Here is a 13,372-nt window from a genome sequence, read left to right as displayed (position 1 = left end):
CTCACCCCTGCCTCGGGTCAACGGCGTCCTGCAGGCCGTCGCCGACGAAGTTGACCGACAGCACGGTGACCGCGACAGCGATGCCGGGCGGCACCCAGAGCCAGGGCATCGAGCTGATCACCGTGAGGCTCTGCGCCTGGTTCAGCATGTTGCCCCAGCTCGGTGCGGGTGGCTGAACGCCCAGGCCGAGGAACGACAGCGCGGCCTCGAGCAGGATGAACTGCGCGACGTCGAGCGTCGCAACCACGACCAGCGGGCCGAGCACGGCGGGCAGGACGTGATGCACGATCAGCCAGCGGCTCTTCGCGCCGACGGCCCGCGCGGCCTGGACGTACTCCCGTTCGCGCAGGGAGAGCGTCACGCCGCGCACCACGCGCGCTGCCGTCGGCCAGCCGATCAGGCCGATCGCGAGCGTCATCGTCAGCACGCTCGGCCCGAAGATCCCGGCGATCACGACGACAACGACCAGCGACGGGAACGACAGCACGATGTCCGCGACCCGCATCACCACCATGTCGGCCCAGCCGCCGAGAATCCCGGCGATCGAGCCGAGCAGCGCGCCGGTGAGCACCGAGATCGCGGCCGCCGCCAGGCTGACGCCGAGCGAGACCCGGCCGGCGTACAGCAGGCGCGCCAGCACGTCCCGGCCGGACGCGTCGGTGCCCAGCAGGTGCTCACCCGAGGGTGGCTGCCGGGTCGCCAGCAGGTCGACGTCGGTAGGGCTGTGACCGGCCAGCAACGGTGCGGCCAGCGTCGCCAGGACGATCAGCACGAACACCGCGAGTCCGGCCAGCGCGAGCTTGTGCCGGAAGAACCGGCGGACGGCCAGGCGGGACGGCGCCTGCTGCCGTGGCGCCGGTCTGTCGGCGGCGCCCAGGTCCCGTACGTCGGCCGTCATCGTAGGTCCACCCTCGGATCGGCAACCGTGTAAAGGATGTCGGCGACGAGGTTCGAGACGAGCACCAGGATCGCCACCAGCAACGCGAATCCGAGGATCACCGGATAGTCGTGCCGGCCGACGGAGGCGACCGCGAGCTGTCCCATGCCCGGCCAGGCGAAGATCTGCTCGACGACGACCGCGCCGGCCAGCAGGCCGGGCAACGACAGCGCGACGACCGTGATGACCGGGATCAGCGCGTTGCGGAGCACGTGCCGGAACACCACGCGGGTCGCCGACGCGCCCTTCGACTGGGCGGTGCGTACGTAGTCCGAGCGGAGCTCTGACGCCACGCTCGACCGTACGTATCGGGTCAGTGCACCGGAGCCGGCGAACCCGAGGATCGCCACCGGCAGGACGAGATGCCGCACGCTGTCGACGAGGCTCGGCGCGATCGGGTCCGACATCCCCGCGGATGGCAGGACCTGCAGCTTCACCGCGAACACGTAGATCGCCACCATGCCGAGGAAGAACGGCGGCGTGCAGATCGCCGCGAGGCTCACGACCGTCGACCCGTAGTCGACCGCGCTGTGCCTGCGCGCGGCCGCGACCACGCCGAGCGGGATCGCCAGCGCCAGGCTCAGCAGCAGGGCGAGGCCCATCAGCAGCACGGTCGGCCCGATCCGTTCGCCGAGTACGGTGAGCACGGGCCGGCCGTCGGCGAACGAGGTGCCGAGGTCGCCGGTGAACAGGCCGGTGAGCCAGTGCCAGTACTGCACCAGCAACGGCTGGTCCAGGCCGAGCTCGTGCCGCATCCTGGCGATGAACGCCGCGGTGGAGCTGTTCATCTGTTCCGGCGGGATCAGCATCCGCACCGGATCGCCCGGCGCGAGATGGATCAGCAGGAACACGATCAGCGTGATGACCCAGAACACCACGACGTTCGCCAGGACACGGCGTACGACATAGGCCAGCACCAGGGAGTCTCCCGTCGCCTTGTCAGCTGGTGAACTTCCAGTTCTCCGGCATCCACCAGCCGGCACCGTTGGGGTCGAGGCCCTCGAAGCCGCTCAGCTTCGCGTTCACCGCCCAGACGCCGCTCGGGTTGTAGAGCCACATCATCGACGGGTCGGCGTTCTCCAGCTTCGACGCCTGCTTGTAGAGCTCGCCGCGCTGCGCCTCGTCGACGGTCCCGTTCGCCTTGTTCATCAGCGCGTCGAGGTCCTTGTCGCAGTAGTGACCGACGTTGCCGCCGTGGTCGGGCACCCACTGGTCGCATCCGGTCACGACGTGCGTGCTCCAGGAGTCGATGCTGTAGTTGCCGCCGCCGAACAGCGTCAGGTCGTACTTCAACGGGTTGGTGTAGGCGTCGGTGAAGAACGCGGCCTGCACCTGATCGAGCTTGGCCTTGATGCCTACCTTGTTCAGCATGTCCTGGATGGCGGTGGCCGCAGCGTCCCGGTCGGGGTTGCCGCCGGCGATCCAGGAGATCTTGACGGCCTGGCTTCCGTCCCAGCCCGCCTCCTTCAGCAACTGCTTGGCCTTGGCGGGGTCGTAGGCGTAGGTGTCGATGTCGGACGCCGTCCACTTCGGGTCGAACACCGAGTTGCGGACCTTCCCCTTGCCGGCAAGGGCGCTCTTGACGATCGCCTCGCGGTCGATGGCGTACAGGAACGCCTGCCGCACCTTCGGGTCCTTGAAGCGCTGCTGGTCCTGGTTCCACGACATCCGGACGAAGCCGCCGGTGTCGACCGTCGACACCTTGAGGTTCGGTTGTCCCTCCACGGCCGCCAGGTCGGTCGGCGCGATCGAGGCGATGTCCATCTCGCCGGTGCTGAGCTGCGCGGTGGCCACGTCGGCGGTCACGGCCTTGAGATAGACGTCCTTGATCTGGATCTTCTTCCGGTACTGCGGATTCGCCGTCACGTGGACGAACTGGTCGACCTTGTTCTCGACGAACTTGTACGGACCGATGGCCAGCTTCGGCGCGTTCCAGTACTTGTTCAGCGCGAAGTTGGCGACCGGCAGGCTCGCGAGCTGATGCTCCGGCATCACGTAGACCGTGCCGATCTGGGCGACGATGCCGACGTTCGGCTGCGTCGTCCTGAGCACGAACGTGTGGTCGTCGGGCGCGCTCAGGCCGGAGATCGTCTTCGCCTTGCCCGCGAGGTATTCTGCGGCGCCCTCGATGCCGGTGTAGTTGCCGGAGTTGGCGCTGCCGGTCTTCGGGTCGGCGGCCCTGGTGTAGGTGAACACGACGTCCTTGGCCGTGAACGGCTTGCCGTCGCTCCACTTGACGTTCTTACGCAGATGGAACGTGAACGTCTTGGCGTCGGCCGAGACCTCCGGCAGCGACTCGGCGAGGACCGGCTGCAGCGTTCCCTTGGCATCGGCCTGCACCAGGCTCTGGTAGATCAGCGACATGACCTCGTTGTCGGGGCCACTCGCGCCGGTGATCGGGCTGAACACACCGGCGGGCTTCTGGTACATGAAGACGTTGAGGGTCTGCTTTCCGGAGCTGCCGGTGGAGCCACCCGTCCCGTCCGGCGCGCAGCCCGCGCCGACCGCGAGCAGGGCGGCGGCCGCCGCGGCGATCAGCTTCATCCGCTTGCCCATGGTTACCTCTTCCGCTGCCTCGCCCTGCGTCGTCGCTTGCGCGGAGACAACTCGTGCGATCTGAAATCTGATTTCAGAACAGTGTCCGCCTCTGCCGCGTGCTGTCAAGTGCCTGCTCAGGATCTGCCCGTGTCGCGGCCTGCGTCCAGCGTGCCGGTTTCGGGCACGTGACGTCGGTTGTTCCCTTGACATGGAACTCGATTCCAGATTAGCTGCCCATGGCAGGACACGTTCGACCGAAAGGCCGGCCGATGCCGCACGACCCAACTCAGCCGGATCTGGTCATCGCACGGGCCGGCGCCGGCAGGCGATACCACTTCCCCAACGCCTGCAGGCTCGGCGACGCCGAGCGCACGATCCTGCTCCTCGCGCGGGAGGGCGTGAGCCACGTCGACCCGAGCGGCCGGCTCGTCCTGACGTCCAGCCGCGACAATGCGAAGACCTGGAGCGTGCCGCGCGTCGTGCACGACTCACCCGGCGACGACCGGGACCCGATGATCAGCCAGTCCTCCACCGGCCGGGTGTTCCTCAACTGGTTCACCTCGGATCCGGGGCGGATCGGCGCCGAGATCGGTGCGTACGTGGCTTACAGCGACGACGGCGGCCGTACCTGGTCCGACCCGCTCCGGATCGGCAGTGCGATGTCCGGAACGGACGCGGCGGGTGGCACCGGCTGGGCGGCGAGCCACGGGCGGATCGCCGAGGCACCGGACGGCACGTTGCTGGCGCCGCTCTACGGCAAGCTGCCCTCCGACGCGACGTTCTCCCGGCTGAGCGTCGTGCGCAGCGTGGACGGCGGGCTCACCTGGCCGGCCGCGGGCGAGGTCTTCCTGCCGACGCCGGGACCGGGCGCCGCCGAGCCGGTGCTCACGGTGCTGCCCGACGGCAGCGTCACGGCGCTGATCCGCCACGACGACCACCCGTCGCAGCTCACGCGCTCCCACGACAACGGGGTCACGTGGAGTCCGTTGGAGCCCACCAACCTGATGACCTCATCGGCCGACACGCTGGTGCTCCACGACGGTGCCGTCTTCGTGGCGTTCGGCGATCAGAGTCGCCGGTTCGGGGAACGGCGGATCACCGCGGCCGCGGTCGTCGAGGATCCGTCGCGGCCGTGGCGGGTGGCTGACGCCGCCACCAGGCCCGTGCTCGACACGCTCGTCGACGACCAGGCGAACCCGTCGGTGGTCGAGATCGGGCCCGGACGGCTGCTGGTGTTCGGCTTCGACTACACCGCACGTTCGCTGGTCGGCACCTACGTCGACCGCGAGCACTGAGGAGGGGTCCCGATGTCCCGTACGAGAACCGTCTGGCGGCTGGCTCTGGCGAGCCTGGTGGCGCTCACCGCGGCCGCCTCGTCCAGCCTCGCCGAGGTTACGCCCGTCACCGACGGGAAGCCGGCGGACCAGCCGGCCACCTCGCTCGGCGCCGAGTGGAACGTCTACAGCCCAGGACCGGGTTTCCTGGCGGGCTTCCCGCAGGCGTTCGTCACCGACGAGGTGGTCGACGGCGTGACCCGGCGCAAGGTGTTCGTCAGCTGGGGTGCCAACCGCGACGTCGCCTCCGCGGCCTCCGTCGACGGCCTCGGGGTGTCGCACAACGGCGCGCGGACGTTCGGCTATCCCGAGGACGCGCACATGGTCATCAGCACCGCGCGACTCGACGACGGATCGCTGCTGTCCGTCGAGTTCCTGCCGGCGACCGACCCGGAGACGGGCGCGATCGCGATGACGATCCGGCGGTCGACCGATCTCGGCAAGACCTGGACCGAGGGCATCGCGAAACTCGTCCAGGACAAGGTGCAACTCTCCTGGATCCGCGTGCACCGCGGCATCCTCGTGCTGACGGACGGCACGCTGCTGATGCCGGTCTACGGCGTGGCCAAGGGCGAGACCCGTAACCGTACGGTCCTGCTGCAGAGCACGGACCAGGGTGCCACCTGGTCCGTACGCAACCCCGCGTTGCTGCCTCCGACCGCGACACTCGGCAGCAACGAGAGCATGCTGTCGCGCACGACCGACGGGCGGCTGGTCGCGCTGCTGCGGGCGGAGGGTGCCGAGGGCATCTACCAGACGTACTCCTCCGACGACGGCGTGACCTGGACGCCGCCCCAGCTGATCCGCCCGCCGGCCGGTGCGCCGGACAAGTCGGTCGACCCCGCGCTGGTGCTGCAGCCGAACGGCATGCTGGTGGCCAGCTACGGCCGGCCCGACAACACCGTGCTGGTGAGCCGGGACGGAACCGGCGAGGTCTGGGACGACTACTACAAGGCCTTCGCCAACCCGCCGCACCCGACGCAGCCAGGGCGGTACCACGGGTCCTCCGGCAACACCGCGCTGGTCAGCGTCTCCCCCAACCAGGCCGTGCTGTTCGGCGACGCGTGCGCGAACATCTGGGGCTGCAAGGAGTACGGCCAGCTGCACCGCGTGTGGGCGCGGATGATCGACACGGCGACGCCGGGCGCCGGCAAGCTGGACCTGACGACGAAGGTGAAGGCGGGATCGGTGAAGCTGTCCGGAGACGTCGTGGCCGGCCCTCCCGCGTTTCCCGAGAACCGGATCCAGGGCGCCGTCGACGGCAGCGCCGAGCGGCACGCGGCCGCGGCGCTGCGGCCAGGCGGGAAGCTGGTGGTCGAGCTGGATCGGGAGTACACGCTGGACAGGCTCGGGCTGATGCTGGGCTACGGCACACCGCAGGACGCCGACGTGCAGCTGTCCGTCGACGGCCGCAAGTGGAGTGCGCCGGTGGTCAAGCGGCGCGGGTCGGTCGACTACGCGATGCATTACTCCACGTTCGAGCCGACGCGGGCTCGCTTCGTGCGGATCTCGGCACCGGACGGTGGACAGCTGAACGCCGTCACCGAGCTCGAGCTCTACGCCTCGGATCTGATGACGTTCGAGAACGATCCGGTCGACGAGGCACCGCGCGGCTTCACCGGCACTCGTTACGCCTGGGTCGCCGACACGATCATCCCGGGCGTCGCGAGCAAGCGCCGCCTGACGCTGGTCGACAACGATCCGGAGGCGATCGCGACCGCGACGCTGCCTCGTCCGGCAGTGCCGGCGCAGCATGTCGGGCTGCAGTACACCGGCTCCGCGTACGGCGCCGGCCTGGTCGTGACGATCCTCGGCACGGACTCTTCCGGTGATCCCGTCGACGCCTGGCAGTTCCACATCCGGCCCGACTTCACGGCCGGGCAGCTGAAGGTGCGCGCCCGTACTCCCTCGGGCTGGCAGGAGATCGGCTCCATCTCGCCGATCCCGCCGAACGAGACCTGGATGCCCATGTCGGTCGACACCACGGGCTCGGCGGCGGTGTTGAGCCTGAACGGAACCACGTTCCCGGCGACCACGGCCCGCTGGCACGACGCATCGGCGTACACGGGCGTGACGTTCAGCTCGTGGAGTATCGAGTCGACCGGCATGCAGCACGACTTCGACGACCTCACGGTGGTCCCGTTGTCCTAAGCTGCATTCGCTCACCGTTGCCCGGTAGAACAAGGAGCCGACGTTGCCCACCAGGTTCATCCTCGACTGCGACACCGGTTCCGACGACGCGGTCGCGATCTTCGCGGCGACGGCGCATCCCGAGCTCGAGCTGGTCGCCCTCACCACCGTCAACGGCAACGTTTCGCTGCGGCACACCACCGACAACACCCTGCGTGTGCTCGACTCGGTCGGTGCGCGCATCCCTGTGTACGCCGGTGCCGCCCGGCCCTTCCTGCGTCTCGACTTCCCGATCCCACGGGCGATCCTGAACGAGGGCAGCGAGTTCCAGAAGTCCCACCTCGACTTCCCCGAGCCGACCTCCACCGCCGCGCCAGGAACAGCGGTCTCGTTCCTGATCGACACCTACCTCGAGGACGCCAACGCCGACGTGACGCTCGTGGCAACGGGCCCGCTGACCAACGTCGCCCTCGCACTCGCGGCTGAGCCGCGGTTGGCCGAACGGATCCCGCGGCTGGTCGTCATGGGCGGCGCGCACGCCAACGGCAACGTCACGGCCTCCGCCGAGTTCAACCTCTGGGTCGACCCGGAAGCGGCCGAAGCGGTCTTCAGCGCCGGGATCCGCGATGTCGTCGTCTTCCCGCTCGACGCCACGCACAGCGCACCCTTGTCCAGCCTCGACTGTGACGAGCTCGACCGGATCGGCACGCCCGCCGCCCAGGGAGCGGCCAAGCTGATCCGCCATCGTCTCCAGCACGACCAGGCCGCCGCCGAAACGCCGGACGAGGTGGCCTCACCCGTTCACGATCCGATGTGCGTCGCCTATCTGCTGCGGCCGGACATCATCACCGAAGGCGTCCGAGCCTTCGTGAGTGTCGAGACAGCCGGAAACCGCACGCTGGGCGAGCTGATCGTCGACACCAGACCGTGGTGCCCGCACCCGCCGAACGCGACCGTCGCGCTCCGGGCGTCCGTCGAGGTCTATCGCGACTTCCTGCGGACCGCGTTCCGGGTCTACGGCTGAGTCAGGCGGCGAAGCAGGGCCGCGACGTTACGGGTGGCGCTGCATCGATAGGAGTCGACGGCGCCTTCGACCTTGTAGACGATCGGCCGGCCCCAGGGCGACACCCAGATCGCGAAGTCGCCGCCGTCGCTGATGACCCCGATGTGCTGCGGGTTACGGAGCACCTCCACGCCAGGCAGGTCTGCTTCCTTGAGCGCACGCTGCAAGTCGTCGAGTGCTTGTTGCACATCGACCGCTGTCGTCATGACCAGCTCCTCATCGCCGACACGGCGATCACGACGCCGATCACGATGCCGACCACGATTCCCACCAGCACCATTGCCGATCATCTCCCGCGCGTGGCCGCCCACCGTGTCCGTTAGATGCTCAGAGTCGAGTCTGGCGCACGTAGCGTGCAAATGCAAGCACGCATGCATGCTAATCTGCACGTGCAAACGCAAAGGAGACATCCGCGGGCGAACGGTTGACGGGGTGTCGTTCCGCCTGTCGCGGCAGATAGGCAGGAGTCGCTGATGCAGAGCAATTCCCCCGACGATTCGACCTTTCCGCCCCACGATTCGGGGCTCGTCTGGCGCAAGAGCCAGCACAGCAACCCGAACGGAAGCTGCGTCGAGGTGGCGGATTTGGGTAACGGTTCGATTGCGATGCGCAATTCGAGGCATGTCGATGGACCGTCACTCGTCTACACACAGGCCGAAATCGCCGCATTCATCGCGGGCGCCAAGGACGGCGAGTTCGACGATCTACTAAGCTGAGCGTGCGTCGGGTCTTCTGGAACAGCCCGGCATAGGGCAAGATTGATCATCACTGTTGGATCACGCCTGGAGCGAGCCCGATGAACACGGCGAGATCAGCCGGCGACTCCTCGACCCCGAGTCGGCACGGGGAAGGATTCTCGCCAGAGTCACACACCCATCCGGCCGACGCCGGCCCCACTGTCCTGCGGATCGCCCTCGGCGGCCAGCTGCGCCAGCTTCGGGAGTCACGCGGTGTCACCCGTGAAGAGGCCGGCTACACCATCCGTGCCTCGGCCGCGAAGATCAGCCGGCTCGAGCTCGGTCGCGTGGGGTTCAAGGAACGCGACATCGCCGACCTGCTCACGCTCTACGGCGTCGACCAGCCCGACGAACGCGAAACGTTCCTGTCACTGGCCAGACGCGCCAACGCACGCGGCTGGTGGCACCAGTACACCGACCTGCTGCCGGGCTGGTTCGAGACCTACCTCGGTCTCGAACAGTCCGCGGCACTGATCAGGGGCTTCGAGTCGCAGTTCGTGCACGGCCTGCTCCAGACCCCCGCGTACGCCAGGGCGGTCATCATGCTGGCCAACCAGCACAGCCCCAGGGACGAGGTCGACCGCAGGGTCGCACTCCGGATGCGCCGGCAGAACGCCCTCACCCGCACTGTCCCGCTCACGCTGTGGATGGTCATCGACGAGGCCGCGCTGCGGCGGCCGATCGGCGGCACCGACGTGCAGAAGGAACAGCTGCAGCATCTCATCGAGATGGTTGAGCGGCCCAACATCACCATGCAGGTGCTGCCCTACAACGTCGGCGGGCACGCGGCGGCAGGGGGCCCGTTCACGATCGTCCGGTTCAACGAGCCCGACCTGCCGGACGTCGTCTACCTCGAGCAGCTGACCAGCGCGCTGTACCTCGACAAGCAGGCCGACACCACGCAATACCTCACCGTCATGGACAGGCTCAGCGTCCAGGCGGCATCGCCCGACCAGACGCCGGCCCTCCTGCGTTCGATTCTCGCCGAGCTCTGACCTCAGGGCTTCTTGGCGACCGCGCCGTAGGCGGAGATCGGCCGCGACTCTCCGACGGTCGTGTCGTCGACCTGCCACTCGGTGATCGACACGAAGCCGGGGTCGACCAGGTCGAGACCGTCGAAGACGGCGCTGATCTCGTCCTGCGTGCGCGGCGTGTACGGAACACCGCCGGACTTGCCGTACTCCTCGCACAACGCGACGTAGGCCGGGCTGTCGGTGGTGCCGTCCCAGAGGATGAGGTAGCTGCCGGACGGAACGGACTCCACCACCGTCGACACGATCCGGCGCATGTCCTCATAGGTTCGCGCGTGGCCGAGCACGCCCATGAACATGACGGCGATCGGCTTGGTGAAGTCCAGGACGTTGTGGGCGTCGGCGACGATCTGCTCCGGGTTGTGGAAGTCGGAGTTGATGTAGGTCGTCACGCCCTCGTTGGTGGTGTTGACCAGCAGCGCCCGTGCGTGCGCCAGCACCAGCGGGTCGTTGTCGACGTAGACGATCTTCGCCTCGGGCGCGACGCTCTGCGCCACCTCGTGGGTGTTCTGCATGGTCGGCAAGCCGGTTCCGATGTCGAGGAACTGCCGGATGCCGCGCTCGCTGGCGAGGAAGCGGACCGCGCGGATCAGGAACTGCCTGGACTGCACGGCCATCGTGGCGATATCCGGATCGATCTGCAGGCTCGCGTCGCCGATCTGGCGGTCGATGTCGTAGTTGTCCTTGCCGCCCATCCAGTAGTTCCAGATCCGGGCGGAGTGTGGAATATCGGTGCGGATCTCCGGGCTCTGCGTCTCGGACATGGGCAGCGCTCCTCGCCGACGTGGGGCCGAACACGTGCACCAACCGACGGGTGTTCAGCCGCCGTTGGCCTTGTCAGGTTCGATCTTGCCGTAGTTGCCGTCCGTAGTCGAGGCAGCCGTCCAGGTATCGGTCAGGGCGTCGCGCGCTTGTCGGCTTGGCTCAACGCCGGCCGCCCGGCAGGTCGAGGTCGAGTGAGAGATCGGGTGCCGAGCCGAGCGCACCGGTCCCGTCCACGGCCAAGCCGAACCGCTCGGTTCCGGCCACCAGTCCGTCGACGCGGAGCGGGCCGTACGGAGAACGGATCGGGCGCAGGCGCAGCCGGTTGCCGGGTACATCGGCCTGAATGCCCAACAGGGCTTGGACAATCGCCGCCGCCGTGCCGGCGGTGGGCGCCAGCGGCCGGCACGCGGCGGGGTACGGCACCGGCCATGGCGTCGCCGAACGATCGCCTCCGGCGTAGAGCTCGGGCAGCCGGCCGCCAAAGTGTGCACCGGCCGACAGCAGTCCCTCGATCGCTCCGAGCGCCCGGTCGGCATGGCCCGCGGCGGCCAGTGCGCGGATGACGATCGCGTTGTCGTGCGGCCAGACCGAACCACAGTGGTAGCTCAGTGGCGAGTAGCCGCCGGCGTCGGCGGCCATCGTGCGCAGCCCGAACCCGCTGTCGAGTGCGGGGCCGGTGACCCGATCGACCACCAGGCTCGTCTCCGCGTCGTTCAGCATGCCGGTGCCAAGGAGGTAACCGATGTTCGTGGTCGGCGAGTCGACCGGACGCTTCGCCGCGTCCAGCGCGAGCGCGGGGTAGGCGCCGGCTCGGTCGCGCACCCAGAACCGTTCGCGGAACCGCTCAGCCAGCGCAGCCGCCCACGTACGCCAGCTGTCCGCGCCGGGCAGGCCGAAGGCGTCCAGCAGGACGGCACCGTGCAGCGCGGCTTCGTAGGCGTAGCCCTGCACCTCGCACAGCGCGACCGGTGGTTCGGCCAGCGAGCCGTCGGAGAACCGGATCGCGTCGCCGGAGTCCTTCCAACCCTGGTTGGCCAATCCCCGTCCGGTCACGTCGACGTACTCGACGAACCCGTCGCCGTCGAGATCGCCGAACCGCTCCAGCCAGTCCAGGGCCCGCCGCAGGTTCGGCAGCAGCTCCTGTACGACGGCGGGGGCCAGCCCCCAGCGCCAGGCGTCGTGGAGCAGGCAGATCCACAGCAGGGTGGCGTCGATCGACCCGTAGTACAACGGCGGCAGGCCGTGGACGCCTCGCCTTCTGCTCTGATCGTTGCGCACCTCGTGCGGGATCTTCCCCGGCTGCTCGCACGTCTCGGCGACGACGTTCGTGCCCTGGAACGACGCGAGCGCCCGCAGCGTTCCGGCCGCGAGGTCGGTGCCGAACGGCAGCATGAACCTGGCGGTCCAGATCGCGTCCCGGCCGAACAGCGTGCAGAACCACGGCGCTCCCCCGGCGATGAACTCGTCGTCGGGAGCGCCGGTGGGCGTCATGCGCAACGCGTCGAGATCCGCCAGCGACTGGCGTACCAGCGAAGGCAACCGCTGGTCCGCCGCCTCGACGTGGACGTGCTCCCACGCGTCGCGCCGGTTGTCGGGAAGCCCGCTCACCGGAGCGCCGCCGACTCGTGCGCGCAGGCGCCAGTGCAACGTCTGGGTTCCTTTCGGCGCGAGGTCGACCGGCCAGCTCAAGCTGCCGCGCGTCTCGTCCACGACGGCTCCGGCTGCTTCGAGTACGACGTCGACGCCGTCGTCGCTCCAGCCCAGGGCATCGGGCGCGCGACGGGTGGGGGCAACCGTCGCCTGCGTACCGCCGGACTTGATGGTGTCGAGCCACGCCAGATCGGCGGCGACGTCGACCGTCGCCACCGCCCGGACGGGTTCGAGTGCGGTCGAGCTGATCTCGATCCGCTCCTCCACCCAGCCCCGCCCGGCCACCCGGCGCCGATCGACGCGCACGGTCGGATCGGGTCCTGGTGGGCCAAGGTGGGGCAGCAGGCCCGTGAACCTCGCCGAGTCCGCGCCGATCAGCTCGTGACCGACGGGCACCGGTTCCTCGCCGTCGAACCGCAGCACGGCAAGCGAGAGCACGCGTACGTCCGCGTGCATGACACCCTGCGCGCCCTCGGCACGGATCTGCCCGTCCGTCCCGCCGAGCGCGAGCGTCGGCGCGCGAAACGTCGTGACGAGCTCGTGCAGCCACGGCTGGCGACCGGATTCCATGCGTTTCCTCCAACCAGGATCAAACAGAATCAGGACAGGATCAGATGGCGGCGACTTCGGCTCGGATCGCTGCGATCGCGGCGTCGGGGCCGAGGCCGTGCACCAGTACGCGCAGGGTCAGACCATCGGACAGCGCGAGCAGCCGGCGGGCCACGGCGCGGGCTTCCGCCCTTCCGAGACCGCGGATCGCCCTCACGTGTGCGGCGCACTCGGTCTCGCCGGCCCGGAGCGCTTCGGCGAGGATCTCGCGGATCCGGGTGTCGGTGATCGCGGCCGCCAGGTAGGCGTACCAGACCGTGACCCCGATCCGTCCCAGCTCGGTGCGCGGCACCTGCTGGACCAGGACGTGCAGCAGGCGGTCGCGCGGCGAGGCGGCCGCGGTCGCCTCGTAGGCGGCCTCGGCCTGGCCGATGAGCAGTTCGAGACCGGTGTGTACGAGCTCTTCGCGGCTGGCGAAGTAGTGCTGGATCCGGCCGATCGAGATCCCGGCGGCCTGCGCCACCACGCGCAGGCTGACGCCTTCGATCCCGCTCGCGGCGATCACCTGCCAGAGCGCGTGCACGATCTCGAGGCGGCGCTGCTCGTGGTCGACGATCTTCGGCACGAGACGAGCCTAT

At 68.9% G+C, this 13,372-nt stretch carries 12 protein-coding genes; 5 read left to right on the top strand and 7 right to left on the bottom strand.

What is annotated here, in order from left to right; translation table 11 throughout:
- Nucleotide 1 precedes the first annotated feature (1 nt).
- Genes opp4C through ACYVF6_RS39045 form a run of 3 tightly spaced genes read right to left on the bottom strand, consistent with a single transcriptional unit; the run spans nucleotide 2 to nucleotide 3,493 of the window.
- Complete coding sequence (gene opp4C / locus ACYVF6_RS39055; RefSeq protein ID WP_460529409.1) at nucleotides 2-898, bottom strand: ABC transporter permease; 897 nt, start codon at nucleotides 896-898, stop codon at nucleotides 2-4.
- On the bottom strand, nucleotides 895-1,854 hold the full coding sequence (locus tag ACYVF6_RS39050; protein WP_460529406.1) for an ABC transporter permease: 960 nt from the start codon (nucleotides 1,852-1,854) through the stop codon (nucleotides 895-897). The genes opp4C and ACYVF6_RS39050 overlap by 4 nt, the downstream gene beginning before the upstream one ends.
- Nucleotides 1,855-1,876: 22 nt before the next feature.
- Nucleotides 1,877-3,493, bottom strand: coding sequence for an ABC transporter substrate-binding protein (locus ACYVF6_RS39045; protein WP_460529403.1), 1,617 nt, complete (start codon nucleotides 3,491-3,493; stop codon nucleotides 1,877-1,879).
- A 251-nt stretch (nucleotides 3,494-3,744) separates the two neighbouring features.
- Here ACYVF6_RS39045 and ACYVF6_RS39040 point away from each other — a divergent pair, with 251 nt between their 5' ends.
- The 3 genes from ACYVF6_RS39040 to ACYVF6_RS39030 are packed head-to-tail and all read left to right on the top strand — an operon-like array spanning nucleotide 3,745 to nucleotide 7,963.
- Nucleotides 3,745-4,770: a sialidase family protein gene (locus ACYVF6_RS39040; protein ID WP_460529400.1), complete on the top strand. Its 1,026-nt coding sequence runs from the start codon at nucleotides 3,745-3,747 to the stop codon at nucleotides 4,768-4,770.
- Between the two features lie 12 nt (nucleotides 4,771-4,782).
- Nucleotides 4,783-6,960, top strand: coding sequence for an exo-alpha-sialidase (locus ACYVF6_RS39035; RefSeq protein ID WP_460529398.1), 2,178 nt, complete (start codon nucleotides 4,783-4,785; stop codon nucleotides 6,958-6,960).
- 43 nt (nucleotides 6,961-7,003) lie between these two features.
- Nucleotides 7,004-7,963, top strand: coding sequence for a nucleoside hydrolase (locus ACYVF6_RS39030; RefSeq protein WP_460529395.1), 960 nt, complete (start codon nucleotides 7,004-7,006; stop codon nucleotides 7,961-7,963).
- Here ACYVF6_RS39030 and ACYVF6_RS39025 read toward each other — a convergent pair.
- Nucleotides 7,954-8,208: a hypothetical protein gene (locus ACYVF6_RS39025; protein ID WP_460529392.1), complete on the bottom strand. Its 255-nt coding sequence runs from the start codon at nucleotides 8,206-8,208 to the stop codon at nucleotides 7,954-7,956. The genes ACYVF6_RS39030 and ACYVF6_RS39025 overlap by 10 nt on opposite strands.
- Before the next feature lie 267 nt (nucleotides 8,209-8,475).
- On the opposite strand from ACYVF6_RS39025, the gene ACYVF6_RS39020 reads away from it, so the two are divergent.
- Complete coding sequence (locus ACYVF6_RS39020) at nucleotides 8,476-8,718, top strand: DUF397 domain-containing protein (RefSeq protein ID WP_460529389.1); 243 nt, start codon at nucleotides 8,476-8,478, stop codon at nucleotides 8,716-8,718.
- Between the two features lie 80 nt (nucleotides 8,719-8,798).
- Complete coding sequence (locus tag ACYVF6_RS39015; RefSeq protein WP_460529386.1) at nucleotides 8,799-9,734, top strand: helix-turn-helix domain-containing protein; 936 nt, start codon at nucleotides 8,799-8,801, stop codon at nucleotides 9,732-9,734.
- A 2-nt stretch (nucleotides 9,735-9,736) separates the two neighbouring features.
- Here the strand turns inward: ACYVF6_RS39015 and ACYVF6_RS39010 are convergent, their stop codons facing one another.
- The 3 genes from ACYVF6_RS39010 to ACYVF6_RS39000 all read right to left on the bottom strand — a co-directional run bounded on the left by ACYVF6_RS39010 (nucleotide 9,737) and on the right by ACYVF6_RS39000 (nucleotide 13,359).
- Nucleotides 9,737-10,534 (bottom strand): class I SAM-dependent methyltransferase, encoded by a 798-nt coding sequence (locus tag ACYVF6_RS39010; RefSeq protein ID WP_460529383.1) that lies wholly within the window; start codon nucleotides 10,532-10,534, stop codon nucleotides 9,737-9,739.
- 160 nt (nucleotides 10,535-10,694) lie between these two features.
- Nucleotides 10,695-12,755 (bottom strand): amylo-alpha-1,6-glucosidase, encoded by a 2,061-nt coding sequence (locus tag ACYVF6_RS39005; RefSeq protein ID WP_460529380.1) that lies wholly within the window; start codon nucleotides 12,753-12,755, stop codon nucleotides 10,695-10,697.
- A gap of 40 nt (nucleotides 12,756-12,795) precedes the next feature.
- On the bottom strand, nucleotides 12,796-13,359 hold the full coding sequence (locus ACYVF6_RS39000; RefSeq protein ID WP_460529377.1) for a TetR/AcrR family transcriptional regulator: 564 nt from the start codon (nucleotides 13,357-13,359) through the stop codon (nucleotides 12,796-12,798).
- Nucleotides 13,360-13,372 lie beyond the last annotated feature (13 nt).

The sequence above is a fragment of the Flindersiella endophytica genome, assembly GCF_054779015.1.
Note: the sequence above shows the minus strand (reverse complement) of the source record. Positions and strands in the feature narration are given on the sequence as shown.

Coding starts and splice junctions, on each gene's coding strand:
- ACYVF6_RS39010 (WP_460529383.1), bottom strand. CDS start 10,534: ATGTCCGAGACGCAGAGCCCGGAGATCCGCACCGATATTCCACACTCC.
- ACYVF6_RS39045 (WP_460529403.1), bottom strand. CDS start 3,493: ATGGGCAAGCGGATGAAGCTGATCGCCGCGGCGGCCGCCGCCCTGCTC.
- ACYVF6_RS39005 (WP_460529380.1), bottom strand. CDS start 12,755: ATGGAATCCGGTCGCCAGCCGTGGCTGCACGAGCTCGTCACGACGTTT.
- ACYVF6_RS39025 (WP_460529392.1), bottom strand. CDS start 8,208: ATGACGACAGCGGTCGATGTGCAACAAGCACTCGACGACTTGCAGCGT.
- opp4C (WP_460529409.1), bottom strand. CDS start 898: ATGACGGCCGACGTACGGGACCTGGGCGCCGCCGACAGACCGGCGCCA.
- ACYVF6_RS39015 (WP_460529386.1), top strand. CDS start 8,799: ATGAACACGGCGAGATCAGCCGGCGACTCCTCGACCCCGAGTCGGCAC.
- ACYVF6_RS39020 (WP_460529389.1), top strand. CDS start 8,476: ATGCAGAGCAATTCCCCCGACGATTCGACCTTTCCGCCCCACGATTCG.
- ACYVF6_RS39035 (WP_460529398.1), top strand. CDS start 4,783: ATGTCCCGTACGAGAACCGTCTGGCGGCTGGCTCTGGCGAGCCTGGTG.
- ACYVF6_RS39040 (WP_460529400.1), top strand. CDS start 3,745: ATGCCGCACGACCCAACTCAGCCGGATCTGGTCATCGCACGGGCCGGC.